General features: G+C 64.7%; 20 protein-coding genes. 8 read left to right on the top strand and 12 right to left on the bottom strand.

Annotated elements, in window-relative coordinates:
- Positions 1 to 177 precede the first annotated feature (177 nt).
- The 6 genes from XI06_RS19985 (at position 178) to XI06_RS20010 (ending at position 9,987) form a co-directional block, all read left to right on the top strand.
- Positions 178 to 1,176: an AAA family ATPase gene (locus tag XI06_RS19985; protein WP_237866441.1), complete on the top strand. Its 999-nt coding sequence runs from the start codon at positions 178 to 180 to the stop codon at positions 1,174 to 1,176.
- Positions 1,176 to 2,120, top strand: coding sequence for a DUF58 domain-containing protein (locus XI06_RS19990; RefSeq protein WP_237866442.1), 945 nt, complete (start codon positions 1,176 to 1,178; stop codon positions 2,118 to 2,120). Before XI06_RS19985 ends, XI06_RS19990 begins: the two co-directional genes overlap by 1 nt.
- Positions 2,117 to 4,930 carry a DUF4159 domain-containing protein gene (locus XI06_RS19995; protein WP_237891719.1) on the top strand — a complete coding sequence of 938 codons (2,814 nt, stop codon included), beginning with the start codon at positions 2,117 to 2,119 and terminating at the stop codon, positions 4,928 to 4,930. The genes XI06_RS19990 and XI06_RS19995 overlap by 4 nt, the downstream gene beginning before the upstream one ends.
- A gap of 7 nt (positions 4,931 to 4,937) precedes the next feature.
- A complete protein-coding gene (locus tag XI06_RS20000) occupies positions 4,938 to 7,001 on the top strand; it encodes a hypothetical protein (protein WP_271606251.1) in 2,064 nt (687 codons plus the stop codon).
- A 157-nt stretch (positions 7,002 to 7,158) separates the two neighbouring features.
- Positions 7,159 to 7,569, top strand: coding sequence for a DUF2946 family protein (locus XI06_RS20005; protein ID WP_271606286.1), 411 nt, complete (start codon positions 7,159 to 7,161; stop codon positions 7,567 to 7,569).
- Between the two features lie 150 nt (positions 7,570 to 7,719).
- On the top strand, positions 7,720 to 9,987 hold the full coding sequence (locus XI06_RS20010; RefSeq protein WP_271606252.1) for a TonB-dependent receptor: 2,268 nt from the start codon (positions 7,720 to 7,722) through the stop codon (positions 9,985 to 9,987).
- Between the two features lie 54 nt (positions 9,988 to 10,041).
- On the opposite strand, the gene XI06_RS20015 is transcribed toward XI06_RS20010, so the two are convergent.
- The 4 genes from XI06_RS20015 to XI06_RS20030 all read right to left on the bottom strand — a co-directional run bounded on the left by XI06_RS20015 (position 10,042) and on the right by XI06_RS20030 (position 14,439).
- Positions 10,042 to 10,425, bottom strand: a complete 384-nt coding sequence (locus tag XI06_RS20015) for a RidA family protein (protein ID WP_271606253.1) — start codon at positions 10,423 to 10,425, stop codon at positions 10,042 to 10,044.
- Between the two features lie 25 nt (positions 10,426 to 10,450).
- Positions 10,451 to 12,061 (bottom strand): N-acyl-D-amino-acid deacylase family protein, encoded by a 1,611-nt coding sequence (locus XI06_RS20020; protein ID WP_271606254.1) that lies wholly within the window; start codon positions 12,059 to 12,061, stop codon positions 10,451 to 10,453.
- Between the two features lie 10 nt (positions 12,062 to 12,071).
- A complete protein-coding gene (locus XI06_RS20025; RefSeq protein WP_237870118.1) occupies positions 12,072 to 13,391 on the bottom strand; it encodes an MFS transporter in 1,320 nt (439 codons plus the stop codon).
- Between the two features lie 277 nt (positions 13,392 to 13,668).
- Positions 13,669 to 14,439, bottom strand: coding sequence for an IclR family transcriptional regulator (locus tag XI06_RS20030; RefSeq protein WP_271606255.1), 771 nt, complete (start codon positions 14,437 to 14,439; stop codon positions 13,669 to 13,671).
- 444 nt (positions 14,440 to 14,883) lie between these two features.
- Between XI06_RS20030 and XI06_RS20035 the strand changes: the two genes are divergently transcribed.
- A complete protein-coding gene (locus XI06_RS20035; protein WP_271606256.1) occupies positions 14,884 to 18,066 on the top strand; it encodes a hypothetical protein in 3,183 nt (1,060 codons plus the stop codon).
- 116 nt (positions 18,067 to 18,182) lie between these two features.
- Here the strand turns inward: XI06_RS20035 and XI06_RS20040 are convergent, their stop codons facing one another.
- The 5 genes from XI06_RS20040 to XI06_RS20060 are packed head-to-tail and all read right to left on the bottom strand — an operon-like array spanning position 18,183 to position 21,873.
- Positions 18,183 to 18,650, bottom strand: coding sequence for a DUF1801 domain-containing protein (locus XI06_RS20040; RefSeq protein WP_237866452.1), 468 nt, complete (start codon positions 18,648 to 18,650; stop codon positions 18,183 to 18,185).
- A gap of 27 nt (positions 18,651 to 18,677) precedes the next feature.
- Complete coding sequence (locus tag XI06_RS20045) at positions 18,678 to 19,193, bottom strand: GNAT family N-acetyltransferase (RefSeq protein WP_237866453.1); 516 nt, start codon at positions 19,191 to 19,193, stop codon at positions 18,678 to 18,680.
- A gap of 57 nt (positions 19,194 to 19,250) precedes the next feature.
- Complete coding sequence (locus tag XI06_RS20050; protein ID WP_237866454.1) at positions 19,251 to 20,186, bottom strand: glycosyltransferase family 2 protein; 936 nt, start codon at positions 20,184 to 20,186, stop codon at positions 19,251 to 19,253.
- Positions 20,183 to 21,334, bottom strand: a complete 1,152-nt coding sequence (locus tag XI06_RS20055) for a hypothetical protein (protein ID WP_271606257.1) — start codon at positions 21,332 to 21,334, stop codon at positions 20,183 to 20,185. The genes XI06_RS20050 and XI06_RS20055 overlap by 4 nt, the downstream gene beginning before the upstream one ends.
- 47 nt (positions 21,335 to 21,381) lie before the next feature.
- Positions 21,382 to 21,873 carry an NUDIX domain-containing protein gene (locus XI06_RS20060; protein WP_237866456.1) on the bottom strand — a complete coding sequence of 164 codons (492 nt, stop codon included), beginning with the start codon at positions 21,871 to 21,873 and terminating at the stop codon, positions 21,382 to 21,384.
- 104 nt (positions 21,874 to 21,977) lie between these two features.
- Here XI06_RS20060 and XI06_RS20065 point away from each other — a divergent pair, with 104 nt between their 5' ends.
- A complete protein-coding gene (locus tag XI06_RS20065; protein ID WP_271606258.1) occupies positions 21,978 to 22,859 on the top strand; it encodes a metallophosphoesterase family protein in 882 nt (293 codons plus the stop codon).
- A 36-nt stretch (positions 22,860 to 22,895) separates the two neighbouring features.
- Here the strand turns inward: XI06_RS20065 and XI06_RS20070 are convergent, their stop codons facing one another.
- From XI06_RS20070 to XI06_RS20080, 3 genes are all read right to left on the bottom strand, one after another.
- Positions 22,896 to 23,453: a hypothetical protein gene (locus XI06_RS20070; protein ID WP_271606259.1), complete on the bottom strand. Its 558-nt coding sequence runs from the start codon at positions 23,451 to 23,453 to the stop codon at positions 22,896 to 22,898.
- Between the two features lie 191 nt (positions 23,454 to 23,644).
- Entirely contained in the window at positions 23,645 to 23,854 is a 210-nt protein-coding gene (locus tag XI06_RS20075) for a DUF4170 domain-containing protein (RefSeq protein WP_008137787.1), read from the bottom strand.
- A 23-nt stretch (positions 23,855 to 23,877) separates the two neighbouring features.
- Positions 23,878 to 25,512 (bottom strand): isocitrate lyase, encoded by a 1,635-nt coding sequence (locus XI06_RS20080; RefSeq protein ID WP_271606260.1) that lies wholly within the window; start codon positions 25,510 to 25,512, stop codon positions 23,878 to 23,880.
- Between the last annotated feature and the right edge of the window lie 99 nt (positions 25,513 to 25,611).

Here is a 25,611-nt window from a genome sequence, read left to right on the forward strand (position 1 = left end):
GTGTGGAGGTCTCCACTTCGTGATGCCGTACATAACCCGAAGCCGATAAAGTGGGGATAGGTTAATTCAACGAATACATGGCGTTCCTGCAAGTCTAGCATAGGGGCCATGACGCAGATTGGTGCGATAAATTCGACGACGCAGAAAAGCCGCGTGGCAGGCTTGAGGAGCTAACGGATGGCAGAAAGTGTCGAGAAGCTCGAAGACGGCATCGTCCGTTCAGCCGAGCAGGTGTCCAGTCAGATTCGCGCAGCGAAGGATGCGATCGGGTCGGTGATCTTCGGCCAGGATCGTGTGGTTGAGAACACGCTCGTCACGATCCTTTCCGGCGGCCACGCGCTCTTGATCGGCGTGCCCGGCCTTGCCAAGACAAAACTGGTCGAGACGCTCGGCGTCACGCTCGGTCTCGATGCCAAGCGCATCCAGTTCACGCCTGACTTGATGCCGTCGGACATTCTCGGCGCCGAAGTGCTTGACGAGAGCACCGCGGGAAAACGCTCGTTCCGCTTCATCTCGGGTCCGGTGTTCGCGCAGCTTTTGATGGCCGACGAGATCAACCGCGCCAGCCCGCGCACGCAATCGGCGCTGCTGCAGGCGATGCAGGAGCAGCACATCACCGTCGCCGGCGCGCGCCACGATCTGCCGAAGCCGTTCCATGTGCTGGCGACGCAGAACCCGCTGGAGCAGGAAGGCACCTATCCGCTGCCCGAGGCGCAGCTCGATCGCTTCCTGATGGAGATCGACGTCGACTATCCCGATCGCGACGCCGAGCGCCGCATCCTGTTCGAAACGACCGGCGCCGAGGAGACGCTGGCGAAGGGATCGATGAATGCGGATGCGCTGATCACGGCGCAGCGGCTGGTGCGCCGCCTGCCGGTCGGCGATTCCGTGGTCGAAGCCATCCTCTCGCTGGTGCGCGCGGCGCGTCCGGGTCCTGACAGCGGCGAGGCCGGCAAGTTCATCGCCTGGGGCCCCGGCCCGCGCGCCAGCCAATCGCTGATGCTGGCCGTGCGCGCCCGTGCGCTGATCGACGGACGCCTCGCGCCCTCGATCGACGACGTGCTCGACCTCGCCGAGCCGGTGCTGAAGCACCGCATGGCGTTGACGTTCCAGGCACGCGCCGAAGGGCGGACGATTCCGGACGTGATCCGGCAATTGAAGACACGGATCGGTTGATGGCTGCAGAGACCGGGCACACGGCGAAGGAGATCATCGCAATCCGACGTGCAGATGGCGAAAGCCGCACGCTCGCAGCTTCCTTGCCGCGCCTGGTTCTCGAGGCCCGCCGCATCGCCGCCAACGTCATCCATGGTCTGCACGGCAGGCGCCGCGCCGGCTCCGGCGAAAATTTCTGGCAGTACCGCCGTTTCGTCTCGGGCGAGCCGTCGCAGAATGTCGACTGGCGGAGATCGGCGCGTGACGACCATCTCTACGTGCGCGAGCTCGAATGGGAGGCCTCGCACACGGTGTGGATCTGGCCTGATCGCTCGCCCTCGATGGCGTTCGCCTCGAAGACCGCGCGCGAATCCAAGCTGGAGCGCACGCTGATCGTCGCCTTCGCGCTGGCCGAGCTGCTCGTTGCAGGCGGCGAACGCGTCGGCATTCCCGGATTGATGGCACCGACCACGAGCCGCAGCGTCATCGACAAGATGGCGCAGGCGATGCTGCATGACGATGCCATCAGGCTGAGCCTGCCGCCGTCCTTCGTGCCCGCGGCGCTGGCCGAAACCATCGTGCTGTCGGATTTCTGGTCGCCGATATCAGAGATCAGGACGACGCTCGCCGGGCTGTCCGGCTCCGGCGCCCATGGCACCCTGGTGCAGATCGTCGATCCCGCCGAAGAGAGCTTCCCCTATTCCGGCCGCATCGAGTTCGTCGAACCGGAAGGCGCTGGCGTGATCACCGCCGGCCGCGCCGAGAGCTGGGCGCAGGATTACACCACGCGCCTTGCGCTGCACCGCGACCAGATCCGCGCCGAGACCAACAAGCTCGACTGGCTGTTCACGACCCATGCGACCGACCGCTCGGCCGCCGAGCTGCTGCTGTTCCTCCATGCCGGCATGCAGGTGAGCAAGTCGGGCGCCCGCGTCACCTCGATCAAGGCGGGGCCGGCCGCATGATGGGATTGCCGCTCGCCTTCACCGAACCGCTGCTCCTGATCGGGCTCGTCAGCCTCCCGGTGCTGTGGTGGCTGCTCCGCGTGATGCCGCCGCGGCCGCGCCGAATCGAGTTTCCGCCGACCCGCCTGCTGTTCGACATCGCGCCTCGCGAAGAGACGCCGGCACGGACACCATGGTGGCTGACGGCGCTGCGCCTGCTCGCCGCGGCGCTGGTGATCTTCGCCGCCGCCGGCCCGATCTGGAATCCGCAGGTTGGCCTTGGCGCCAGCAAGGCGCCGCTGATGATCATGCTCGACGACGGCTGGAGCGCCGCTTCGAACTGGGACACCAGGATCAGGGCCGCCGACGAGCTGATCGCCAATGCCGACAACGACCGCCGCGCGATCGCGCTGGTGCCGCTGTCGGAGCCGAACCGCGACATTACGCTGATGCCGGCGGGCGCGGCGCGCGTTGCGCTGCGGCAGATCGTGCCAAAGCCCTATTCGATCGAGCGCGTTGAAACCCTCACCGCGATCGATCGTTTCCTCAAGGCAACCGGCGATTGCGAGATTGCCTGGTTGTCTGACGGCGTCGACACCGGCCGCGGCGAGGAGTTCGTGGCTGGGCTCGGCAAGACCATAGGGGATCGCAGCTTGACGCTGTTCGAAGGCGGCACCTCTTCGCCGCTCGCGCTGGTCGCGGCGGAAAACGCGGCCGCGAAGATGACGGTGAAGGTGCTGCGCACCGACAGCGGCATTCTCGCCGGCACCGTGCGGGCCCTCGACCAGAAGGCCTCGCCGATCGGCGAGGCGCGCTTCACCTTCGGACCGCAGGACAAGGAAGTCGAAGCCGCATTCGACCTGCCGGTCGAGCTGCGCAACGATATCTCCAGGCTCGAGATTTCCGGCGAGCGTTCGGCGGGCGCGGTGCAGCTGCTCGACAAGCGCTGGCGCCGCCGCGCCATCGGCATCGTCTCGGGCTCGACCAGCGAGACCTCGCAGCCACTGTTGGCGCCGACCTTCTACCTGACGCGCGCGCTGGCGCCATTCGCCGACGTGCGGCTCGCCGACAAGGGCGCCCCGCAGCAGGGCATCACCCAGTTTTTGGACCAGAAGCTGCCGATGATCATCCTCGCCGACGTCGGCACCGTCGCGCCCGAACTGCGCGAGCGCCTCAACGCCTGGATCGACCAGGGTGGCGTGCTGGTGCGGTTTGCCGGGCCCCGCCTGGCGCAAGCCGAAGACGATCTCGTGCCGGTCAAGCTGCGCAAGGGCGGCCGCACGCTCGGCGGCAGCCTGACCTGGGAGAAGCCGCAGCATCTCGCCAGCTTCACTGCCGACGGACCGTTTGCCGGCATCGCCGTACCCAAGGACGTCACCGTGAGCCGGCAGGTGCTTGCCGAGCCCGATGCCGTGCTCGCCACCAAGAGCTGGGCCTCGCTCGAGGACGGCACGCCGCTCGTAACAGGCGAGCACCGCGGCAAGGGCATCGTCACCCTGTTCCATGTCAGCGCCGACATGCGCTGGTCGGATTTGCCGATGTCCGGCACCTTCGTCGAAATGCTCCGGCGTGTCGTCGACATGTCCGGCTACACCGCCAAGCCGGGCCCCGGCGTTGCCACCGAGACGACCGCCGAGACGCTGGCGCCGCTGCACATGCTCGATGGCTTCGGCGCCTTCGGGCCGCCGCCCGCCACCGCCAAGCCGCTGACGGCTGATTATCGCGACCGCGCCACGCCGGACCATCCGCCCGGCTACTACGGTCCGGCAGAAGGACCGCTCGCCGTGAACACGCTCGCCAGCGCCGACCGCATCGCAGCCCTCAACACCGCGCCCCTGAACGCAAGGCGCGCCACCTACACCAATGCCGAACCACGCGACCTGCGTGGCTGGCTGCTGTCGACCTCGCTGGCGCTGTTCCTGATCGACGCCCTGATCGTCGCGCTGCTCGGCGGCGGTCTTGCCGCATTGCTGCGCCGGCGTGCCGCACCCGCCATGATCCTGCTTGGCGTTCTGCTCGCCGGCATCGCGGTGCTGTCTCCGACGCCCTCGCGCGCCGACAGTGCGTCGGACGAGTTCGCGATGAAGTCGACGTCGCAGACCCGCCTCGCTTATGTCGTGACGGGCAATGCCGACGTCGATTCCATCGTCAAGGCCGGCCTGTCCGGCCTGACGCTGTTCCTGGCGCAGCGCACCGCGCTCGAGGCCGGCGATCCCGTCGGCGTCGATCCCGCGCGCGACGAGCTCGCCTTCTTCCCGCTGATCTACTGGCCGATCGTGCCGGGCCAGCCGAAGCCGCCGCAGGACGCCATCAACAAGATCGACGCCTATATGAAGCAGGGCGGCACCGTGATCTTCGACACCCGCGACGCGGTCGAAGCGCCACCCGGCGATAGCGGCGCCGCGCAGACGCCGGGCATGCAGGCGCTGCGCGAGATCCTGTCCTCGCTGGACGTGCCCGAGCTCGAGCCGGTGCCGCGCGAACACGTGCTGACCAAGACGTTCTATCTGCTGCGCGACTTCCCCGGCCGCTTCAATTCAGGCCAGACCTGGGTCGAGGCGCTGCCGCGCGAGGACGACGACGAGAGCGCACAACGTCCCGCGCGCGGCGGCGACGGCGTCTCGCCGATCATCATCACCTCCAACGACCTCGCCGGCGCCTGGGCACTCCGTCCCGACGGCCAGCCGATGCTGCCGCTCACGCCCGGCGAGCCGCGCCAGCGCGAATTCGCCTACCGCGCCGGCGTCAACATCGTGATGTACACGCTGACCGGCAATTACAAGGCCGACCAGGTGCACGCACCGGCCCTGATCGAACGGCTGGGGCAATAGGATCGATATGAATTACGGCATCGCGTTCACGCCGCTTGTCCCAGCGATCGTCCTCTGGATCGCGCTCGCTGCGATCGTCCTCATCGCCATCGTGCTGCTGGTGGCGCGGGCACGCGGCGCGGCCGTGCGCGTGGCGGCGCTGGCGCTGTTCCTGCTGGCCCTTTCAAATCCGTCCTTCACGCGCGAGGACCGCGATCCCCTCACCTCGGTCGCCGCCGTCGTCGTCGACAAGAGCCCGAGCCAGAATTTCGGCAAGCGCAACCAGGAAGCCGCCAAGGCGCAGGAGGCGCTGGTCGACGGCCTGAAGAAGATCAAGGGGCTGGAGGTGCGCATCGTCGAGGCCGGACAGGCCGACGGCGAGACCGACGGCACAAAACTGTTTGGCGCACTCGCCTCCGCGCTGTCGGACGTGCCGGTGGACCGCGTCGCCGGCGCCTTCCTGATCACCGACGGCCGCGTTCACGACATCCCGGCCAACGCCGCCGCGCTCGGCTTCCAGGCGCCGGTGCAGGCGCTCATCACCGGTCAGAAGGACGAGCGCGACCGCCGCATCGCGATCACGGCGGCACCACGCTTCGGCATCGTCGGCCAGAACCAGACCATCGGCTACAAGCTCGACGACCAGGGCGTCACCGGCGAGCGCGCCAAGGTCACGGTGCGCCGCGACGGCGAGGTCATCAACGAGCGCACGCTGACAAGCGGCCAGAGCGCAAGCGTCGACGTCGAGATCAAGCATGCCGGCCCGAACATCGTCGAGATCGAGGCCTCGCCCCTCGAAAGAGAATTGACCCCGGTCAACAACCGCGCCGTCGTCGCCATCGACGGCGTCCGCGACAAGCTGCGCGTGCTGCTGGTCTCCGGCGAGCCGCATTCCGGCGAGCGCACCTGGCGCAACCTGCTGAAGTCCGACGCCAGCGTCGACCTCGTGCATTTCACGATTCTGCGTCCGCCGGAGAAGCAGGACGGCACGCCGATCAACGAGCTATCGCTGATCGCATTTCCGACGCGCGAGCTGTTCCAGCAGCACATCAACGAATTCCAGCTGATCATCTTCGATCGCTACGCCCGCCAGGGCGTGCTGCCGATCCCCTATTTCGAGAACATGGCGCGCTATGTGCGCGCGGGCGGCGCCGTGCTGGTCTCGGCAGGCCCCGACTATGCCTCGACCAGCAGCATCTGGCGCACGCCGCTGGACTCGGTGCTGCCGGCCGAGCCGGTGGGCGTCACCGAGAAGCCGTTCTATGCCCATCTCTCCGACATCGGTAAGCGCCATCCCGTGACGCGCGGGCTGGAGGGCGCGGCATTCGAGCCGCCGCACTGGAGCCGCTTCTTCCGCACCGTCGAAACCCGCAATGCGGTCAACCCGCCTGTGATGACGGGTGCGGACGGCAAGCCGCTGCTGTTCTTGTCGCGCTTCGGCGAGGGCCGCGTTGCGCTCTTGCTGTCCGACCACATCTGGCTATGGGCGCGCGGTTACGAGGGCGGCGGTCCGCATCTCGATCTGCTCAGGCGGATGTCGCACTGGCTGATGAAGCAGCCCGATCTCGACGAGGAAGCGCTGCGCATGCAGGTGCAGGGCAAGGATCTCGTCGTGGTGCGCCAGACCATGGCCGACACCGTGCAGCCGGTGAGCGTGACGTCGCCTTCCGGCGTCTCCCATGATTTGACGCTCAGCCCCGGCGATCCCGGCGAGTGGCGCGCCAGCCTTCCGGCGAACGAGCTAGGCCTGTGGCAGGCGACCGACGGAACGCTGAAGGCGCTGATCAATGTCGGTCCGACCAATCCGAAGGAATTCTCGGAAGTCACCTCCACCACCGACACGCTGAAGCCGCTGACGCAGGCGACCGGCGGCAGCTCGTTGCGGATCGCGGATGGCGGCAGCGTCGAGCTGCCGCGCATCGTCCCGGTGCGCTCGGCGAGCGTCTTCGCCGGCGACGGCTGGATGGGCGTGCGGATGCGCGACGCCAGCATCGTGAAGGGCGTCGGCGTGCTGCCGATCTTCTCCGGCCTGATCGGCCTGCTGCTGCTGCTCGGTGCGTTTGCTGCGACCTGGGTCCGCGAAGGGCGGTGAGGCGCGACGATCGCGTTGCCCGAACGCCACATCGGATCGGCCGCCTGCGCGCGCCGGCCCCTCCCTCAGTTGACATCCGCTGACCGATCGGGCGATGTTACATTATAACATCGCAACGCCCGGTCGGCGCCTCGCGATGTGGGATGGTGTTTTCCAGATGAAGTGGTTCCGGTCGAATATCAGGCACGGTGCCCGGCTCGCGATATTCGCGATGCTGGTGCAGATAGTGCTGACCTTCGGCCACAGCCATTGGTTCGCACAAGCTGCACCGCTTGCTCAGTCCCAGCTGAGCGATCACGCCAAGACCATTGCCAAGACCATCGCATCGCCCGATAGCGCGGCGGTTCAGAAGCAGTCACCTGCAAATCCCGACCGCGAACAGCCGGGAGACGACAATTGCGCGATCTGCGCATTGGTCGCTATGGCTGGCACGGTCGTGTTCGCGACGCCGCCTCTGCTGCATTTGCCGCAGGCGGTCGAGCTGCTCTATCGCACCACCGATGCCGAATTCATCCATCTGGAATCGGCAAAGCACGCGTTCCAGCCGCGCGCCCCTCCCGCCTCCTGATCTCCATCGATTGAGCTGCCTTCGGCATCGGCCGCGCATGCGCGCCGATTGCGCTGGGCTATCCAAGATGATCCGTCGCGTGTCGACGGCGCGTGCCGCCTGCCTGTGCTCTGACGAGCTGCGACGGCGCGCGATCCGGAAATCAGGACAATGGTGTCTTCAAAAGCAATATTGGCGGGCTCAAGCCTCGCCGCACTCACGCTGTTTCATTCCGGCGATGCCGCCTTGGCGCAGACGACGGCCCCGATGACGACGCTGCCCAGCGTCGAGGTCGATGCGCCCAAGCAGACGCAGGCGCCGCGCCGTCCAAAAGTTCGTGTCGCCGTCGACAAGCGACATTCAACGTCGCAGGCCCGTCCACAGACCGAGGCGCCAGCCGCAGTCGAGGGCCAGAACAACCGGTTAGATGCCGCGCGCCAATCTGTGCTTCCACCAGGCGGGGCCACGACCCACACGCTCACGCGCCAGGCGATCGAGGCGCTGCCGCAGGGCAGCAATGCCTCGCTCGACAAGGTGCTGCTGCAATTTCCCGGCGTCACCCAGGACTCGGCGGCGAGCGGCGACCTGCATATCCGCAACGAGCACGCCAATCTGCAATATCGCATCAACGGCGTAATGCTGCCCGATGGCGTCGGCGCGTTCGGGCAGATCCTCGACACCGGCATCGTCGGTAGCCTCAGCCTGCTCACCGGCGCGCTGCCGGCGCAATATGGCCAGCGCACCGCAGGCGTGCTCGACATCCAGACCAAGGCCGACGCCTTCAACAATTCCGGCGTCGTCGGCGTCTATGGCGGTAGCAACGGCACCATCTCGACCAATATCGAATATGGCGGGACGGTCGGGCCAACGCAGTATTTCCTGTCGGGACGTTTCCTGCAGAACAATCTCGGCATCGAGAACCCGACCCCGTCAGTCAACGCGATCCACGACCGCACCAACCAGGAGAAGGGTTTCCTTTATCTGTCGACGATGATCGATCCAACGAGCCGCCTCACCTTCATGAGCGGCGTGTCAAACGCGACGTTCCAGATTCCGAACAATCCCGGGCAGGCACCCGCGAACACGGCGTTTGGCGTCTCGAATTTCGACTCGTCCCGGCTGAACGAGCACCAGAACGAATTCAACCAGTTCAACGTCGTCTCCTACCAGACCTCGAACGGCGAGTTCGACACACAAACATCGTACTTCAACCGTTACAGCCAACTCCATTTCTACCCCGATCCGATCGGCGACCTCGTCTTCAACGGCGTCTCCTCGGACGTCTATCGCCAGAGCGCGGTCAACGGCATCCAGCAGGACACCGCCTGGCGCATCGGCTATGCGCACACGCTGCGCTTCGGTCTTTCGGTGAGCGCGGAGCGAACGCTGGTGAACAGCGGGACCACGATGCTGCCGCTGGTCGATCCAAGCGATCCGACCGCGGGCACGATCGACGCGCCGTTCTCGGTGTTCGATTCCAGCGCCAAGACCGGCTGGCTGGTCGGAACCTATGTCCAGGACGAGTGGAAGATCACCAATAGCCTGACGCTCAATGCCGGCCTGCGCTTCGACCAGATGGTTCAATATGTCGATGCCAACCAGCTCAGCCCGCGCGTCAGCCTGACCTGGAAGCCGTTCGACGGCACCATTTTCCATGCCGGTTATGCGCGCAACTTCACCCCGCCCTCGCAGGTGATCGCCAGCCCCGTCAATCTTGCACTCGTGACCCCGCCCGGCGCGCCTGCCAACACGCAAACGCCGGAGGTCGGACAGAGCAGCCCGGTGCTGCCGGAGCGGTCGCACGTGTTCGACGTCGGCGTCACGCAGAAGATCCATGCGATCCCCGGCCTCGAGGTCGGCGCCGACGCCTATTACAAGAAGGCGCGCGACCTGCTCGACGATGGCCAGTTCGGCGCGGCCTATGTGCTGAGCGGCTTCAACTACGATCGCGGCGAGAATGTCGGCGTCGAGCTGAAATCGACCTACAGAAGCGGCAATTTCAGCGCCTATGCCAACCTCGCCTGGGCCAAGCAGATCGCGACCAATGTGGTCTCGAACCAGTATCTGTTCGGCGCGGACGAACTCGCTTATATCGACGGCCATTACATCTACACCGACCACGCCCAGATGCTGTCAGGATCCGCCGGCGCCTCCTATCTCTGGGAGGGCACGCGCTACAGCGTGTCGATGGTCTATGGCAGCGGCCTGCGCTCGGGCTTCGCCAACACCGATCACCTGCCCGGCTACACGCAGGTCAATCTCGGCCTGTCGCACGACTTCAACATCGTGGCGCCGAACAAGCCGACGACGGTGCGGTTCGACGTGGTCAACGTATTCGACACGATCTACCAGATCCGCGACGGCTCCGGCATCGGCGTGTTCGCTCCGCAATACGGACCGCGACGCGGCTTCTATGTCGGCGTCTCGCAGCGGTTCTAGCTGCGCGGCTTGCGTGCGTCGGGGCCTGCGGCCCCCGGCGCAGCAGGCGGCGGCTCACTTGCGATAGGCGACGCAGTCGATTTCCACCTTGCAATCCACCACCATGCTCGACACCACACAGGCGCGCGCGGGCGGATTGGCGCCGAAATATTCGGCGAAGACCTTGTTGAAGCTCTGGAAGTCCCGGGGGTCGTCGAGCCAGACGCCGCAACGGACGACATCCTTGGGCTCGTATCCAGCTTCAGCCAGGATCGCGAGCATGTTGCGGATCGCCTTGTGCGACTGCGGGATGATGCCGCCCTCGATCACCTCGCCGTTCTCCATCGGCGTCTGGCCGGAGACGTAGAGCCAGCCATCGGCTTGGACCGCTCGCGCAAACGGAAGGTGCTGGCCGCCGGTGCCGGTGCCGCCGGCCGCGCCGTATCGTTTCAACGTCATTGCATGGTGTCCTGCGTGTGATGGTTTAGGTCAGGGCACGGCCCGGCCGTGCGAAGGTGCTGCGCCCGTCCGCGACCACGGCCTCGCCGGCGACGAAGACCGCACGGATGCCTGCGGGCATTTCCGTCGGCGTCTCGAACGTCGCCTTGTCCATGATGGTCTCGTCGAACAGCGTGAGATCCGCGATCATGCCCGGCCGCAGGATGCCGCGGTCGGACAGGCCGAAGCGCTGGGCGGGCATCGCGGTCATCCGCCGTACGGCGTCTTCCAGCGTGAACCAGCCCTGCTCACGCGTCAGCCGGCCGGCGACGCGCGGAAAACTGCCATAGGCCCGCGGATGCGGCTTGGTACCGGGACGTGGGATGCCGTCGGAGCCGACCATGTGCAGGCGATGGGTGAAGGCCGCGCGCAGATCGGCCTCATCGAGCTGGAACATGATGATGCCGGTCTGGCCCTGGTCCTCCTCGATGAAGCGAACCATAAGATCGAACGGGGAGATGCCGAGCTCGCGCGCGGCATCGACCATCGACTTGCCCTCGAGCGGCTTCAACGCCGGATTTGCGGTGGCGGAAATGCGGACATTGTGCCAACCGATCAGCACGATCTTGGACTGCGCCGCATGCGGATCGGGATCGCCCTCCTCCACCAGCACGCGCAGCGCTTCGCGCTGGGCGGGATCGCGCAGCCGCGCAAGCAGCGCGTCGACGCCGCCTTCGAGCGCGGCCGGCGGCAGCAATTGCAGCATGTAGGAGCTGCCGGCGGGATAGGGATACATGTCGAAGGAGATGTCGATCCCCTCTGCGCGCGCGGCCTCCAGCCGGTCGAGCGCCTTCGGGATAGCGCCCCAGTTCGGCTTGCCCGCCGATTGCAGATGCGACAGCAGCCCCGCGGCACCTGAGGCGCGCAGGATCGCGATGAACTCGTCGATGGATTGCAAGAGGCCCGCTTCGTAGCTGCGGACATGCGCGGTGAGCAGCTTGCCATGCGCCCTGACGGTCTCTGCCAGCGCGTTGAGCTCGTTGGTATCGGCATAGGCGCTCGGCGGATAGACGAGGCCAAGCGACAGGCCGGCCGCCCCCTGATCGAGTTGCTGCGCGAGCAACGCCTGCATGGCCGCGATCTCCTCGATGCTCGCCGCGCGGCGCTCGTAGCCGAGCACGGCGAGACGGATCGCGGCGTGCCCGACCAGGGAGACGAGGTTGAGTCCCACGCCCGGCCCTTCCAGGGCTTGCCGGTAGCCGTCAAAGCTGTCGAAGACTTCGTTCGTCCTGACTTCGCCAGCGAGCCCCGAGAAATGCAAACGCAGCATCTCGGCGGAGCCGGCAGTTGCCGGATAGAGCGAGAAGCAGCAATTGCCGACCACGAGCGTGGTGACGCCCTGCAACACCTTCTCGGGCCTGTCGGGCTCGCGCAGACAAATCAGGTCGTCATGGCAATGCGCATCGATGAAGCCCGGCGCGAGATAGCATCCGCGCGCGTCGATGATGTCGGCCCCCTCCGCCGGCAGCGCGGCCCCGATCGCCGCGATGCGGCTGCCGCTGACGCGCAAATCCGCCTCGAACCACGGCGAGCCAGTGCCGTCGATCAGGCGCGCGTTGCGGATCAGCGTGTCCTTGCCGTTGGAAGTCCGGGGCATGCCCCTCTCCTCAGTGAACAGGCACGGCACCGGGCGGTGGTACCTCTTCGTAATCGGGGATCGATTCGATCCGGCCGAGCACCACGACATAGAAGAAGATGCCGATCAACAGCACCACGCCGGCGATCATGAAGGCACCGGCAAAGGATTGGGTCCAGTCCACCACGATGCCTGTGACGATCGGCGCGAGCACACCCATCATGTTGTTGGTGAAGTTAACAATGCCGCCGACACTTCCCGCACCGCCCTTAGGCGCGATCAGCGACACGATCGAGGAGCCGACGGGCGCTGCGGCCGAGAGACCCGAGATCGCGATCGACAACCACAGCAGCGCCCAGCCCGGCCTCACGGTGAACGCGGCGCCAATCACGGCGAGCCCCATCAGCATACCGACAATGATCACCGACTGGCGCACCCGCGTCGAGTCGTAGCCGCGCGCGATCAGATGATCGACCAGGAAGCCGCCGATCAACAGGTCCGACAAGGTCGCGAAGATCCAGGGGATGGTCGAATAGCCCGCGGCCGACATCAGGTTCATGTGCATGGTCTGGGCGAGATAGCCCGGCAGCCACGTGAGGAAGAGATAGAAAGTGTAGCCATAGGCGGAGAAGCCGATGGTCAGGCCCCAGACCTTGCGGTTGCGCAGGAGGTAGCCGAGCATGCGGCTCTGCCCCGCTGCAGCCGGGCCTTCCGGCGTTCCGCCGCCGGCGACGATGTAGTCATGCTCCGCCTTGGAGAGCTTCGGATCCTCGCTCGGATTGCGGTAGATGATGTAGTAGGCGATGAAATAGAGGAAGCTCAGCACCGCCGTGACGCCAAAACCCCAGCGCCAGCCGTAGAGAAAGATCACAAAGGCGACCAACGGCACGCCGATCACGTTGGAGAACTTTGCGGCGGAATCGAAGATCGCGGTCGAGCGCGCGCGTTCGTCGAGCGGAAACCAGTGGCCGGTTGCCTTCTGGCTGGCCGGAAACGCCGGCGCTTCCGCGACGCCGAGCAACAGGCGAGCGCCAGCGATGCCCCAGAGCCCGCTGGCGAGTGCGGTGATGGTGGCAGCGATGGCCCAGAGAAAGCTCGAGGCGCGGCCGACCATGGTGACGCCGAAGCGATCGAGCACCATGCCGCCGGGGACTTGCAGCAGCGAATAGGTCCAGAAGAACGCGCTGCCGAGCAAGCCGATGTCGGTGGCTGTGAGGCCGAGCTCCTTGGTGAGCTCCGGCGTCGCGGCCGAGAGGCCGACGCGATCGATGTAGTTGATGAGAATTCCAACGCCGAGGAGACAACCGATCAGCCAGCGTCGTCCAGGTACCTGTTGGGTTGCCTTCGCCATTTCGAATCCTCGCTTGGACACGCAGGATCGCGTCTTCCGCCCCAACATGGGACCGAGAGAACCTCGCCGCGCCTGCAATTATACTGTCTCTTATAGTGGACAATATTATCTTATAGCGACACGTTAGATATTGCAGCGGCATGATGTCAAGCCCGGACATTCTAGTCCCGCTCGGCACGACGCGCATTCACCGTGACGCGTTTCATTGGAACGCGCGACGACGACTCTCGAAAACGATGCGGATAAATCAGTCAGCGACGCTGACGGTCGGCTGAGTTCAGGAATGATCCGAGAGTTCCGTTGCGGTGGCGACCAGATCGTCGAGCAGCGCGGTCCTGCGCTCCTTCACCGAGTCAGCGGGAACGACGAAGCAAAGCGTCGCGGCCGCGACACCCTTCTTGTCGCGGATCGGCGCAGCAAGGCACGACGTAAAGCGATCGGACAGCGCCGTCGTCACACATTTGCCGTCGCGCCGCGCGCGTGCGACGTCCTTGATGAAATCATCGACGTCGAGCACGCGGCCATCAGGAAGACGAAAATCCTCTCTCGGCACGAACGCGCGAATCTCCGCCGGGCTCATGTGATCCAGCAGCAACCGGCCGGATGCCGTCCAGGGCAGCGGCACCTCGATGCCGACGTCCGTCGTGATCCGGAACAGGCCCGACCCGTCACGCGTGTCGACCACCACATATTTGCGGCCGCGCAGCGCGCAGAGCTGCGCGGTGGCACTGTGCTGGGTCGCGAGACGATCGAGCGCCTCGCGGCAGCGGCGATGCAGCGGATTGGCGTCCGCATAGGCGCGCCCGTAGAGATGCACCGCCTTGCCGAAATAGACCTGGCCGCCCTCGCCGACGCTCTCGAGCAGGTCCGCCTCGATCAGGCGATTCGCAATGGCATAGACGGTCGATCGCGGCGCGCCCATTTGTTTGGCGAGGTCGCTGAGCTTGGAGGGCGCGCGCAAATGCAGCAGCGCTTCCAGGAGATCGATGGTCCGATCAATCCCGTTCTGGCGTTCCGCGGGCGAGGCGCCCTTCTTCGATGCGGCCAAACTTCACAATCCTTCGTCAGCTTCGGTTTCCGGTTTTGCCACAAACCGCGCCAACGGTATAGCGCGTCCGCCTTTGCGCATTCGGAATTCAGCTTCAATGTTATCCAGTTCACAAAGCTGCAGCCGCTCAGCGACTGTTTTGCCGCAAGCGTGATCAACGCCCCTTCAAACCTGTGGTAGCATCTCCTCGTTAAGCTCTATTGGCGTGCAATTGTTTTGAGCACCATGGCAGGTTGTGATTTCAACACTGCCCGTGCCGAATTCGGCCAGCAACGATCGCATTGCTTGCGTTCAACCTGCCGGACAACTGACCCAATTTATTTGCGCGCAGGCGAGGTCAAGCGTCTGCAAGCCACAGCACCTTGAACTGCGGAATTTTCTCGAAGCCGCGCCTGCGCAAAACCAGAAGCGATCGCGAGACATTCAGTTTTAAGGAGTAGCAACATGGCCCTCAGCAGCACCAGCTTGACTGATATTGGACAAGGCGCCGGCAAGACCACCAATTTCTGGATACGATACGAGAATTCGCTGCCCGATCAGGCCAACGTCATCAACAACGCCAATTCCCTGCTCGGCAACATCAGTCCCTCGCTGAGCGTCATCGAGAACGAGTTCAACGTCACCACCGGCTGGTTCGGCACGCCCTCCTCCCAGTTCGGCACCGGCGCGCGGCAAGAGGTCCGCCTCGATCAGGCCGACTCTGCCCTTTCGGGTGGAGGCTTCTCCTTTCCCGGCGCCAGCAACAACGGCGTCGGCAATCCGATCAGCCTCGACTCGCAAAACCTGATGAGCGACGCGCCGCTGCCGGCGCAGCGCGTCGGCATGGTGTTCATTGCCGAGTGGGTCGAGGTGCTGATGGGCATCCGCGGCAACTGGAACGCCGGCGACAGCAGCGGCGAAGGCTTGTCGCATTGGTCGGCCATCACCCGCTTCCAGCAAGGCCATGACAATTACTACGGATCGTTCGTCGCGAACTGGCTGAACGGCGACGGCAACCCCAATCAGGGAACGATCCTGCCGAATCCGGCGCGCGGCGACTGGGTCACCACGACCTACACCGGCTCGACCGTGAGCGACGGCACGTTCGTCCACGGCGACGGCGATCCCGTCAGCTACGGCTGTGCGCTCGGCTTCATCTACTACCTCAACGTCCAGCTCGGCTTCAGCATCAACCAGATCATCGCGAACTACAATTCCAACCTCGCCAGCATCTATCACGCCCTGACCAGCGACAATTCCAATCCGTTCCCGATCTTCCTCGGTCTCGTCGAGAGCGTCTATCCACCCGGAGCGACCGCGTCGATTTCCGGTCCCAACCGAAACAATCCCTTCCCGATCGCCCGCGTCTCCTTCGGTGCCGGCAAGAACACATTCGGCAAGGACGAGACGCAGGACATCATCAACACGCAAGGAGGCTACGTTCCCAACGCCTTCACGATCTTTATCGAGGGTTTCAGCAAGAACTCGTTCCTGTTGCTCGGCATCACGGTCGGAAGTTTTGGCGGCTCGTTCCCAGGCCTCCCCGGCGTGGCGATCACGCCCAGTCCTACCGGCGTGCAGTTCGAGAGCGGCATCAACGACTTCACGCCGCAGCGTATCGAGATTCCCTACGATCTGCATATCGACACGCCGTTGCTGGGGCAGTTCCCCGCAAGCAACGAGACCGAATTCGACCTCACGGTCTCGCTGAACGCCTCTGCGACCGGACAGGTCAGCGGCTCGCAGGCCACGATGCAGTTCGAGCTGATTGCCGGCGCCGATCCTTACTTCACCAATTTGAACGCGGACCACAGCAACCTGCCCTATCTCAGCCAGGACCTGCGCGTCTTCACGGTCACCCCGGCGCTCAACGCGACGCCGATCCCCGGCGTGCCTGCGCTCGCAGACAGCGTCTCCGGCGCCTACACTTACATCCAGAACCTGCTGTCGCGCTGGAATTCCGCGGCCAACGGCTTCACCAATCCGAACGGTCCCGATCCGTTCACGACGATCCTGCCCGATCAGGGCGACGCCAACCAGGGCGACTCGTCCGTGAACCCGTTCACCGTGCAGATCAGCGGCACGTTCCCGCCCAATATCAGCATCGACAACAATTACAGCTTCGCCGTCGCGCGCGTGCGGCTGCGCGGCTCCGGGGGATCGCAGGCCAGCAATGTTCGGGTCTTCTTCAGGCTGTTTACCACCCAGACCAATGACACCGACTATGACGTCAACGGCGCCTACCTCTCCAACAATGATGCCGCCGGCAAGCCGGGGTCACCGAAGCTGGGCGCCGGCAACACCTCGATTCCGTTCTTCGCAACCAACAATTTTTCGAGCCAGACCGACTATTCGACCGGCCCCAACATTCAGCCGCTGACGATCCCCGACCATCAGGATCAGCTCTGGGCATATTACGGCTGCTTCCTCAATCTCTACGACAGTGGCAACGTCATCAACGGCGCGCAGGTGCAGACCTATCTGAACGGCACGCACCACTGCATCGTCGCCCAGATCGCCTTCGACGACGCGCCGATCCCCCAAGGCGTCTCGCCGCTGTCCTGGGACCAGCTGGCGCAGCGCAATCTCCAGGTCACGCGCTCCGACAATCCGGGCCCCGCGGCCGCGCATCGCATTCCGCAGACGTTTGACACGAAGCCAGGCCGCGTCGTCCGTCCGCCGCATGGGCCGAACACGATCTATCCGGACGAATTGATGATCGAATGGGGCAACGTCCCGACCGGCTCGGTCGCCTCGCTCTACTGGCCGCAGGTGCATGCCAGCGAGGTGCTGGCGCTCGCCAAGGCCTTCTACGGCGTCTCGCCGCTCGGCATGAGCGATGCCAATACGATCCGGATTCCGATCACACGCGGCGTCAGCTATGTGCCGATTCCGCCGGGCACCGGCGAAAATTTCGCCGGCCTCATTACCATCGACCTTCCCCAGGGCGTTCGCAGCGGACAGGTGTTCGACGTGACGGTCAAACGGCTCGGCACGCGCATCGGCAAGCCGCTGCCGCCGCCACCTCCACCTCCGCCGCCCGGCCCCAAGCTGCAGACCGCGCCGGCATTGCTGCATGCCGACGGCAAGACGGCACAGGTGGGAACCGCCAAGGGCAGCTCCAAACCCCATCGCACGCGGCCAACGGAGGTGGAGCGGCTGACGCAATGGCGCTACGTCGTCGGCACGTTCCAGATCCGCATTCCCGTGACCACGGGCGACAAGATCCTTCCCGCTGAAGAGACGACGCTTGCGATCATGAAATGGCGGCTGGAGCAGATGTCACCGTCCAATCGCTGGCACCCGGTGCTGGTACGTTACATCAAATACATCTCCGACCGCGTCGACGGCCTCGGCGGCAATGCGAGCGCCGTGCCGCCTTCGCTGACCTTCGTGCCGCCCTTGCCGAAGCGGCCGCATGAACCGGAGCGAGAGCGTTGCGGCAAGGTCTGCGAGGTTCTGTACGACTGTCACGGCGAGTTCACCGGCTTCATTCTCGAAGATTGCTGCGAGACGCATGTGTTCCACAGCCGAGCCAGAAACGTCGGCAGTCTTGCCGTGGAAGCCTGTCGCTACGGATTGACACTGTGCGTCTGGGTCGACGGCAAGGACCACGAGAAGATTCGCAAGCTCGCGATCAAGGCTTAGAGCTGGGGCGACGACGCGATCCCGGTCGATAGGATCGCATGACCGTGAGAGCGCAAGCTAATTCGAGAGAAAGCGCCGCGCACAAGGGCACACGCCTTTGGCGCGGCGCCGCCAGATCAGGACCCCTGCATGTAGCGAACGGGATTTTCGGGATCTGCTTCGAAGATGCCGGCAACCTCGGCGAACAGGGCCGATACGGCATCCTGCTTGAGATCGTCGAACCGCTCGAAACTGAAGTTATTGCCGCCCATGCGCAACTCGCCGAGTTTGCCGGCATAGCGGGATACGACCGGGGCGCCTTGCCTGGTTACCGTCACGTACACGCTGATGTAGTTCTTCTGGAGCGCAACACCTATCACCGGCCAATCCGTGCTTTTTCCAGACTTGATGGCGTAGCGAAACTTGCCATAGCCGATCATCTTCATGCGCATGCCCGCCTCGCCCGCCGGCGTTCCCTGATGGAAATGGCGCTTGAGCGCTGGCGCGACCGAGACGATGAGCTTGTGCAACGCGGTCAGATCGCGCTTTCGCTCGGGATCGAAATCGAGATAGGCCTGCAATGTATCGGCGGTGACGCGGAACATGTGAGCCTCGACCGGTGGTTGGGTAGGCTACCCCCGCGCCTTGCTCCAGTCCGGAGCAACGGCGCCCGAGACGCCTTCGAAGGCGCCGTCGACGAGCTCGAACACCAGGACACGCGCGGCATCGACCGGGCCCGGCATGGTGACGCGGCCCTTAGGGACCAGCTTGAAGCCCACACGGCTGTAATAGGGCTCGTCGCCGACCAGCAGCACGATGCGATGACCCTTGTCCCTGGCCTCGTTCAACGCCCGGTCCATCAGCATGCGGCCGATGCCGCGGCTGCGGAACGGCGGCTCGACGGTGAGCGGCCCGAGGAGCAGCGCCGGCGTCTCGCCGACCGTCACAGGCAATTGCCTGACGGAGCCGACCAGCAGCGTGCCGATGCGGGCGGTGAAGGAGACGTCGAGCAGGTGCTCGACATGCTCGCGGATGCGATAGGCGCTGAGAACGAAACGGCCGGGGCCGAAGGTGCGTTCGTGCAGCCGCTCGATCGCCTGGGCGTCGCCTGGAGCTTCGGGACGGATCGTGATTGAGAGATCGTTCATATTACGTTGCGGGATAGCATCTGCGCCTGTTGAGGTCCATGGGCGTCGCGCCCAACTTCAGTCGCTTTTCAGCGCCGGCTGGGACAAATAGGCCAACATCTTCATCTCCCGCCGGCCGCGCGTCACGGTATCGAGCACGAGCCCGGACGAGACCGACAGCATCGCCATGATCATCAGGCCCATCGACAGGATGGCAGTCGGAAAGCGTGGCACCAGTCCGGTCTCGATGAAAGTGATGACGATCGGGATCGCGAGGATGATCGCGACCAACGCCAGCAGGATTCCGATCACCGTGAAGAAGCGCAGCGGCCGCTCCGAGCGGTAGAGCTTGAGCATGGTGCCGAGAATGCGAAAGCCGTCGCGCCAGGTGTTGAGCTTCGAGAATGAGCCCTCGGGGCGGGCGTAATAGGGTGTCTCGACCTCGGCCACCGGCAGCGACAATTCCAGCGCGTAGACCGCAAGCTCGGTCTCGATCTCGAAACCGTCGGAGAGCACAGGGAAGGATTTGACGAAGCGGCGCGAAAAAACGCGGTAGCCGGACAGGATGTCCTTGAACTCCTGTCCGAAGGTGGATGACAGGAAGCCGGTCAGCATGCGGTTGCCGGTGCGATGGCCGAGACGGTAGGCCGCCTGCGACTGGTCGATGCGGAGCCCGACCACCATGTCGAGATGCCCGTCGAGCAGCTTGTCGATCATGGCGGGCGCGCTCGGCGCGTCGTAGGTGGCATCGCCGTCGACCAGCACGTAGATGTCGGCCTCGACGTCGGCGAACATACGGCGCACGACGTGGCCCTTGCCCTGCCGCCGCTCGCTACGGACGATCGCACCGGCCTCACGCGCGACGGAAGCGGTACGGTCGCGTGAGTTGTTGTCGTAGACATAGATCTCCGCGGCAGGCAGCGCGCTGCGGAAATTGGCGACGACAGTCGCAACCGCCGCCTCCTCGTTGTAGCAGGGCACCAGCACGGCGATGCGAGGTTGGGCCGATGTCATTGCGGTATCGCTCCGAGACTGGCCGGCTCATGCCGAGTCGATGCAGCCTCAGGCACAGCGGCAGGCTGCAGCAGCCGGGCAAACGACAGCGTCCACAGCGACAGCATCGCAATCGGCACGACATAGTACGGCGTGAAGATCGGATGGCTCATGAAGAAGCCGAGATTGACGACGAGGTTGCCCGCAACGACGAGCGCGGCCTGTCGCATATGCCCCTCGCCGGCCCGCAGCAGCCAGAGTGTCGCGCCGATCGCGAGCACGATCAGCACGAACTGCATGTCGCGCAAATACTGGCCGAACACGGCAAGATCGAACGCGGGCGCGACCACGTCGGCGCTGCCATAGGTCGTCGCCAGCGCGCTGCCGGCGTTGATGGCCTGCGCGACCAGCGTCGGCGCCATACCGACCAGCACGCCCGCACCGAAGGCAAGGCCCTGCACGAACGTTGCGAGGGAGCGCGTCCACAAAAAGGGAATGCCGAGGAACAGGAAATAGCCGGCGGCGAGCAGTGCGTTCGGCAGCCTGAAATTGACGGAGATGCCGAGCAGGAGACCTATCAACGCAATCAGCAGAACGCTGCGTTTGTCTCTGCTCAGCCAAACCGCAGTCAGGAAACCTGCAACAGCGCACACGGCCATGGTCGGCGCGATCGAATAGCTCGCCTTGGCCGGGTTGATCATGAGATAGACGGTAAGTGCGCCGAACAGGCCTGCGCCGACGACCGACGGCAGCGTCCGCGCCAGACCAATGCCTGTTAGCGCGAGGCCGCACACGACCAGGCTCGCGGCAATGTAGAGCGGCACCACCTGATGGCCTTCCGGAAACAGCGCCAGCAGGAAGCCCGTGCCCGGCGGATATTGCAGCACGATCTTGCCGCCCCGCATCGGATTGTGGCACGGCCAGCGGAGCTGATCCGTCCACTCGGGAAAGGCGATCTCCTTCATCTTGCCTTCGAAGTAGCGATCGTCGTCCCTCACCACATTGGTGTCGAGCCCGCCGGCGCCGAAGCGCTGAAACAGATGTGCCTGCCTGAGATAGCAGATGTCGTCGTAGACCCCACGCGCCTCGCTCCAGCGCGACATTGTCCAAATGTTGCTGGCGAGGATCGCAAGGCAGATCAGGCCGAAGACGAGTTTTGCAGCTTTCATCAGGTTTCCGTGGTGCCCGTGCGGACCCGTACTAGCATAGCCCGCCCTCAGCGCCACGTCGTCATCAGGGGCTTGCCATCGAGCACTTCCGCGATCCGCAGCCGCGTGCCGGGCGTTACCCCCTCCGGCAGCGCGGCAGCGTCGAAGAAGCCGCATTCGATGATCTCGCGGTTGGGCTCGGGCAACCGGTCCTGCCGGAAATGCCTGACGACGTAGACCGCGACATGGTCGCGGCGGGAGACATGGCTGTTCAGAAAGATGCCATGCAGCAGGGCCTCTCCGGTCAGGTCGATGTCGCCCTCCTCCTTGAGCTCGCGGCGCATCGCCTGTTCCATGGTCTCGCCAAAGTCGACCCCGCCGCCGGGCAGATACCAGCCGGAGACGTAGCTGTGCTTGACCAGAAACACCTTGTTGTCGGCATCGAGCACCACGGCGCGAACGCCCAGCGTCATGCCACGGACCACCAGGAAATAGGCGTGGAAGAACCGCCGCAGCAGCGGCTCGAATTTCCGTCGGATCCGGTACAGACGCTCTCCCATCAGTCTCTCAGGCTTTCCTCTTTCAGGCTTTCCTTGCACGTTGCCGGCGACCTTGCCATTACAGCATATGAATAGCGAGGCAATCGCGCGCGATGGCATCTTTCATGGCACCCTTCACGCTCGCCCATCTGTCCGACCCGCATCTGCCGCCGCTGCCGAAGCCGCAGCTGACCGAGCTCGCCGGCAAGCGCGTGCTCGGCTACGTCAACTGGACGCGCAACCGCCATAAATACCAGCGCCGCGAGGTGCTCGACGCGCTGGTTGCGGATGTGCAGGCGCAGGCGCCGGACCATATCGCGGTGACCGGCGATCTCGTCAACCTGGCGATGGAGGCGGAATTCGCACCGGCGCGCGCCTGGCTCGACAGTGTCGGCCCGCCCGACCGCGTCACCACAATTCCCGGCAATCACGATGCCTATGTCCGCGCGACCTATCACCGCTTCGGCGAGACCTTTGCGCCTTATCTCGCGGACGACGAGGGCCGCGTTGGCTTTCCCGGCGTGCGCCGGCGCGGGCCGGTTGCGCTGATCAGCCTCTCCAGCGCCGTGCCGACGCTGCCCTTGATGGCGACGGGCACGCTCGGGCGCGATCAGCTCGCTAATCTCGAACAGGTGCTCGTGCAGCTCGCGGCCGAAGACGTCTTCCGCGTGTTGCTGGTGCATCACCCCCTGAAGTCCGACGCGCGCCAGAAGCGGCTGACGGATTCGGTCGCGCTGCTGGCGCTGCTGAAGCGCCGGGGTGTCGAGCTGATCCTGCACGGGCACGACCACATTCATTCGACCATGTGGTTCGAAGGCCCTGATGGCAACATTCCCGCGATTGGCGTGCCATCGGCCTCCGCGCTCGCGCACGGGCGCTATCCCGCGGCGGCCTACAATTTGTTTGCGATCGAGAAGGACAATGCCGGCTGGCGCTGCGAGCAGATCGTGCGGAGCATCGATCATGGCCTGCAGATCCGGGAGATCAAACGCACGCGGGTGGTGTAGTTGGCTGTCATTCCCCGGGATGACGGTGGATAAAACTTACCAGCTCCGCAACACCGCGAGCACGGCGACACCGAACAACGCGGCGGCCCCGAGGATGAAGCCGAACAGGAACGGCCAGACGCGCGAGCGGCGCGGCGGCTGCTCCGCAGCTTCCTCCTTGGGCTCTGGCGGCACCACCATCGCATGCTCGCGCTCGATCATGCGGCGGGCGACGTAGTCGGTCACGGCGTCCACGATCACGGCGGTGTCGTGCGATTCGGCGAGCACGATGCGGCCGAACCGGGTGTCCTGGACGAAGCGGTATTGCCGCTTGTCGCGTCCCATCATGATATGGGCAACGACGTCGACCCAGAGTCTCGGCGTATCACCCTGGCTGATGCCGCGGTCGAACAGGTCGATCCTGTCAGGCACCTGGGCGAACAGCGGATCGAGCGCGTCGTTGAGGATCTCGAGCCGGGCCACCTCGGCGTCCCTGAGATCGACGACCACGCCGGTCCGATCGGCAGCCTCAATCCGCGCGCGCAACAGCGCATCGCGCAGCCGCACCGGACGCGGCTGGCCGGGATTGATACCGCTGGTCTCGGGCTCTGACATTGTCGTCCCTGTCCTCAACTCTCCCATTAACCTATCAGCAACCAACAGCCCCGCAAAGGGCCCATTATTCCAGATACTTACGGTGCCCACAGGCCGCTGATGTGTGCCAAAAACAGACGATCCCACCCGGCTTGCGCCGGATGGGACCTTCCGTCCTTGGACGTCTTCTTAAGTCGTTTATCAGCCAGCCGTCAGGCCGAGACCCGGGACGGCTCTTCCACGATCGAGAAACGGACGCCGGCCTTGTGGCGGTTCTCTTCCGAAACCGAGCGCCAGGCGTCTTCGGCTTCCTTGCGGGTCTTGAACGGACCCTGCACCTGGGCCGAGCCTTCGACGAGCTTGTGGAAGTTCATCGAGCCGAACTCGCCGCCGATCACCCAGAAATTGCTGCCTTTGGTCATTGTCAGTCTCCTGTCGAGGTGCGTTAGCCGAACTGGTTCATGGTGTTGTGGGCGCCGCCCGCCTTCAGGGCCGCTTCGCCCGCAAAGTATTCCTTGTGGTCGTCGCCGATGTCGGAGCCGGCCATGTTCTGGTGCTTGGCGCAGGCGATGCCCTGACGGATCTCCTGGCGCTGCACGTTCTTGACGTAGCCGAGCATACCCTGCTCGCCGAAATACTCGCGTGCGAGATTGTCGGTGGACAGCGCGGCCGTGTGGTAGGTCGGCAGCGTGATCAGGTGATGGAAGATGCCGGCGCGCTTGGCCGAATCCGCCTGGAAGGTGCGGATGCGCTCGTCGGCCTCGATGGCCAGCGGCGTATCGTCATATTCCGGCTTCATCAGCTCGGCGCGGCTGTACTTGCTGACATCCTTGCCGGCTTCCTTCATCGCGTCGTAGACCTGCTGACGGAAGTTGATGGTCCAGTTGAAGGACGGCGAGTTGTTGTAGGCGAGCTTGGCGTTCGGGATGACCTCGCGGATGCGGTCGACCATCTTGGCGATCTGCTCGATATGCGGCTTCTCGGTCTCGATCCACAGCAGGTCCGCGCCGTTCTGGAGCGAAGTGATGCTGTCGAGCACGCAGCGGTCCTCGCCCGTGCCGGCGCGGAACTGGTAGAGGTTCGAGGGCAGCCGCTTCGGACGCATCATCTTGCCGTTGCGGTTGATGATGACGTCGCCGTTCCTGGCATTCGCCGCCGTGACTTCCTCGCAGTCGAGGAAGCTGTTGTACTGGTCGCCGATATCACCGGGCTTGTGGCTGACAGCGATCTGCTGCGTGAGACCAGCACCGAGCGAGTCGGTGCGGGTGACGATGATGCCGTCTTCGACGCCGAGCTCGAGGAAGGCGTGGCGGCAGGCGCGGATCTTGGCGATGAACACCTCGTGCGGCACGGTGACCTTGCCATCCTGGTGACCGCACTGCTTCTCGTCCGAGACCTGGTTCTCGATCTGGAGCGCACAGGCGCCCGCTTCGATCATCTTCTTGGCGAGCAGATAGGTCGCCTCGGCGTTGCCGAAGCCGGCGTCGATGTCGGCGATGACGGGAACGACGTGGGTCTGGAAGTTGTCGATCTTCGCGATCAGCTCCTTCTCACGCGCGGTGTCGCCTTCCTTGCGCGCCTTGTCCAGGCTGCGGAAGATGTCGTTCAGCTCGCGGGAATCCGCCTGACGGAGGAAGGTGTAGAGCTCCTCGATCAGCGCCGGCACCGAGGTCTTCTCGTGCATCGACTGGTCGGGCAGCGGTCCGAATTCGGAGCGCAGGGCCGCGATCATCCAGCCGGACAGGTACAGGTATTTGCGATCGGTCCTGCCGCCGAAATGCTTCTTGATCGAGATCAGCTTCTGCTGGGCGATGAAGCCGTGCCAGCACCCCAGCGACTGGGTGTACTTGGTCGGATCGTTGTCATAGGCCGCCATGTCGGCCCGCATCAGCGCCGCGGTGTAGCGGGCAACGTCGAGGCCGGTCTTGAAACGGTTCTGCAGGCGCATGCGCGCGACGGCCTCGGCCGTCACCCCGTTCCAGGTCGGCTGGGTCTTGAGGAGCGCCTGGGCTGCGTCGATCTCGCTCTGATACGAGGCCGGGCCCTGAAGGGTGCTGATGCCGCGGGGCTGGTAGTTCATGTGCCTTATCCTTCTCGACGGATGACAAAACGAAGTGCTTCGTCATCGACATTTTTGACAATGCATTGCGAAATGCGTGTCACGAGATAAACGCGAGAA

Origin of the sequence: Bradyrhizobium sp. CCBAU 11434, from assembly GCF_028128895.1 — a bacterium.
GTDB classification, from domain to species: Bacteria; Pseudomonadota; Alphaproteobacteria; order Rhizobiales; family Xanthobacteraceae; genus Bradyrhizobium; species Bradyrhizobium zhengyangense.

Bases quoted from the DNA above. Each gene is read 5' to 3' on its own strand.
- XI06_RS19985 (WP_237866441.1), top strand. From the start codon at position 178: ATGGCAGAAAGTGTCGAGAAGCTCGAAGACGGCATCGTCCGTTCAGCC.
- XI06_RS19990 (WP_237866442.1), top strand. From the start codon at position 1,176: ATGGCTGCAGAGACCGGGCACACGGCGAAGGAGATCATCGCAATCCGA.
- XI06_RS19995 (WP_237891719.1), top strand. From the start codon at position 2,117: ATGATGGGATTGCCGCTCGCCTTCACCGAACCGCTGCTCCTGATCGGG.
- XI06_RS20000 (WP_271606251.1), top strand. From the start codon at position 4,938: ATGAATTACGGCATCGCGTTCACGCCGCTTGTCCCAGCGATCGTCCTC.
- XI06_RS20005 (WP_271606286.1), top strand. From the start codon at position 7,159: ATGAAGTGGTTCCGGTCGAATATCAGGCACGGTGCCCGGCTCGCGATA.
- XI06_RS20010 (WP_271606252.1), top strand. From the start codon at position 7,720: ATGGTGTCTTCAAAAGCAATATTGGCGGGCTCAAGCCTCGCCGCACTC.
- XI06_RS20015 (WP_271606253.1), bottom strand. From the start codon at position 10,425: ATGACGTTGAAACGATACGGCGCGGCCGGCGGCACCGGCACCGGCGGC.
- XI06_RS20020 (WP_271606254.1), bottom strand. From the start codon at position 12,061: ATGCCCCGGACTTCCAACGGCAAGGACACGCTGATCCGCAACGCGCGC.
- XI06_RS20025 (WP_237870118.1), bottom strand. From the start codon at position 13,391: ATGGCGAAGGCAACCCAACAGGTACCTGGACGACGCTGGCTGATCGGT.
- XI06_RS20035 (WP_271606256.1), top strand. From the start codon at position 14,884: ATGGCCCTCAGCAGCACCAGCTTGACTGATATTGGACAAGGCGCCGGC.
- XI06_RS20040 (WP_237866452.1), bottom strand. From the start codon at position 18,650: ATGTTCCGCGTCACCGCCGATACATTGCAGGCCTATCTCGATTTCGAT.
- XI06_RS20045 (WP_237866453.1), bottom strand. From the start codon at position 19,193: ATGAACGATCTCTCAATCACGATCCGTCCCGAAGCTCCAGGCGACGCC.
- XI06_RS20050 (WP_237866454.1), bottom strand. From the start codon at position 20,186: ATGACATCGGCCCAACCTCGCATCGCCGTGCTGGTGCCCTGCTACAAC.
- XI06_RS20055 (WP_271606257.1), bottom strand. From the start codon at position 21,334: ATGAAAGCTGCAAAACTCGTCTTCGGCCTGATCTGCCTTGCGATCCTC.
- XI06_RS20060 (WP_237866456.1), bottom strand. From the start codon at position 21,873: ATGGGAGAGCGTCTGTACCGGATCCGACGGAAATTCGAGCCGCTGCTG.
- XI06_RS20065 (WP_271606258.1), top strand. From the start codon at position 21,978: ATGGCACCCTTCACGCTCGCCCATCTGTCCGACCCGCATCTGCCGCCG.
- XI06_RS20070 (WP_271606259.1), bottom strand. From the start codon at position 23,453: ATGTCAGAGCCCGAGACCAGCGGTATCAATCCCGGCCAGCCGCGTCCG.
- XI06_RS20075 (WP_008137787.1), bottom strand. From the start codon at position 23,854: ATGACCAAAGGCAGCAATTTCTGGGTGATCGGCGGCGAGTTCGGCTCG.
- XI06_RS20080 (WP_271606260.1), bottom strand. From the start codon at position 25,512: ATGAACTACCAGCCCCGCGGCATCAGCACCCTTCAGGGCCCGGCCTCG.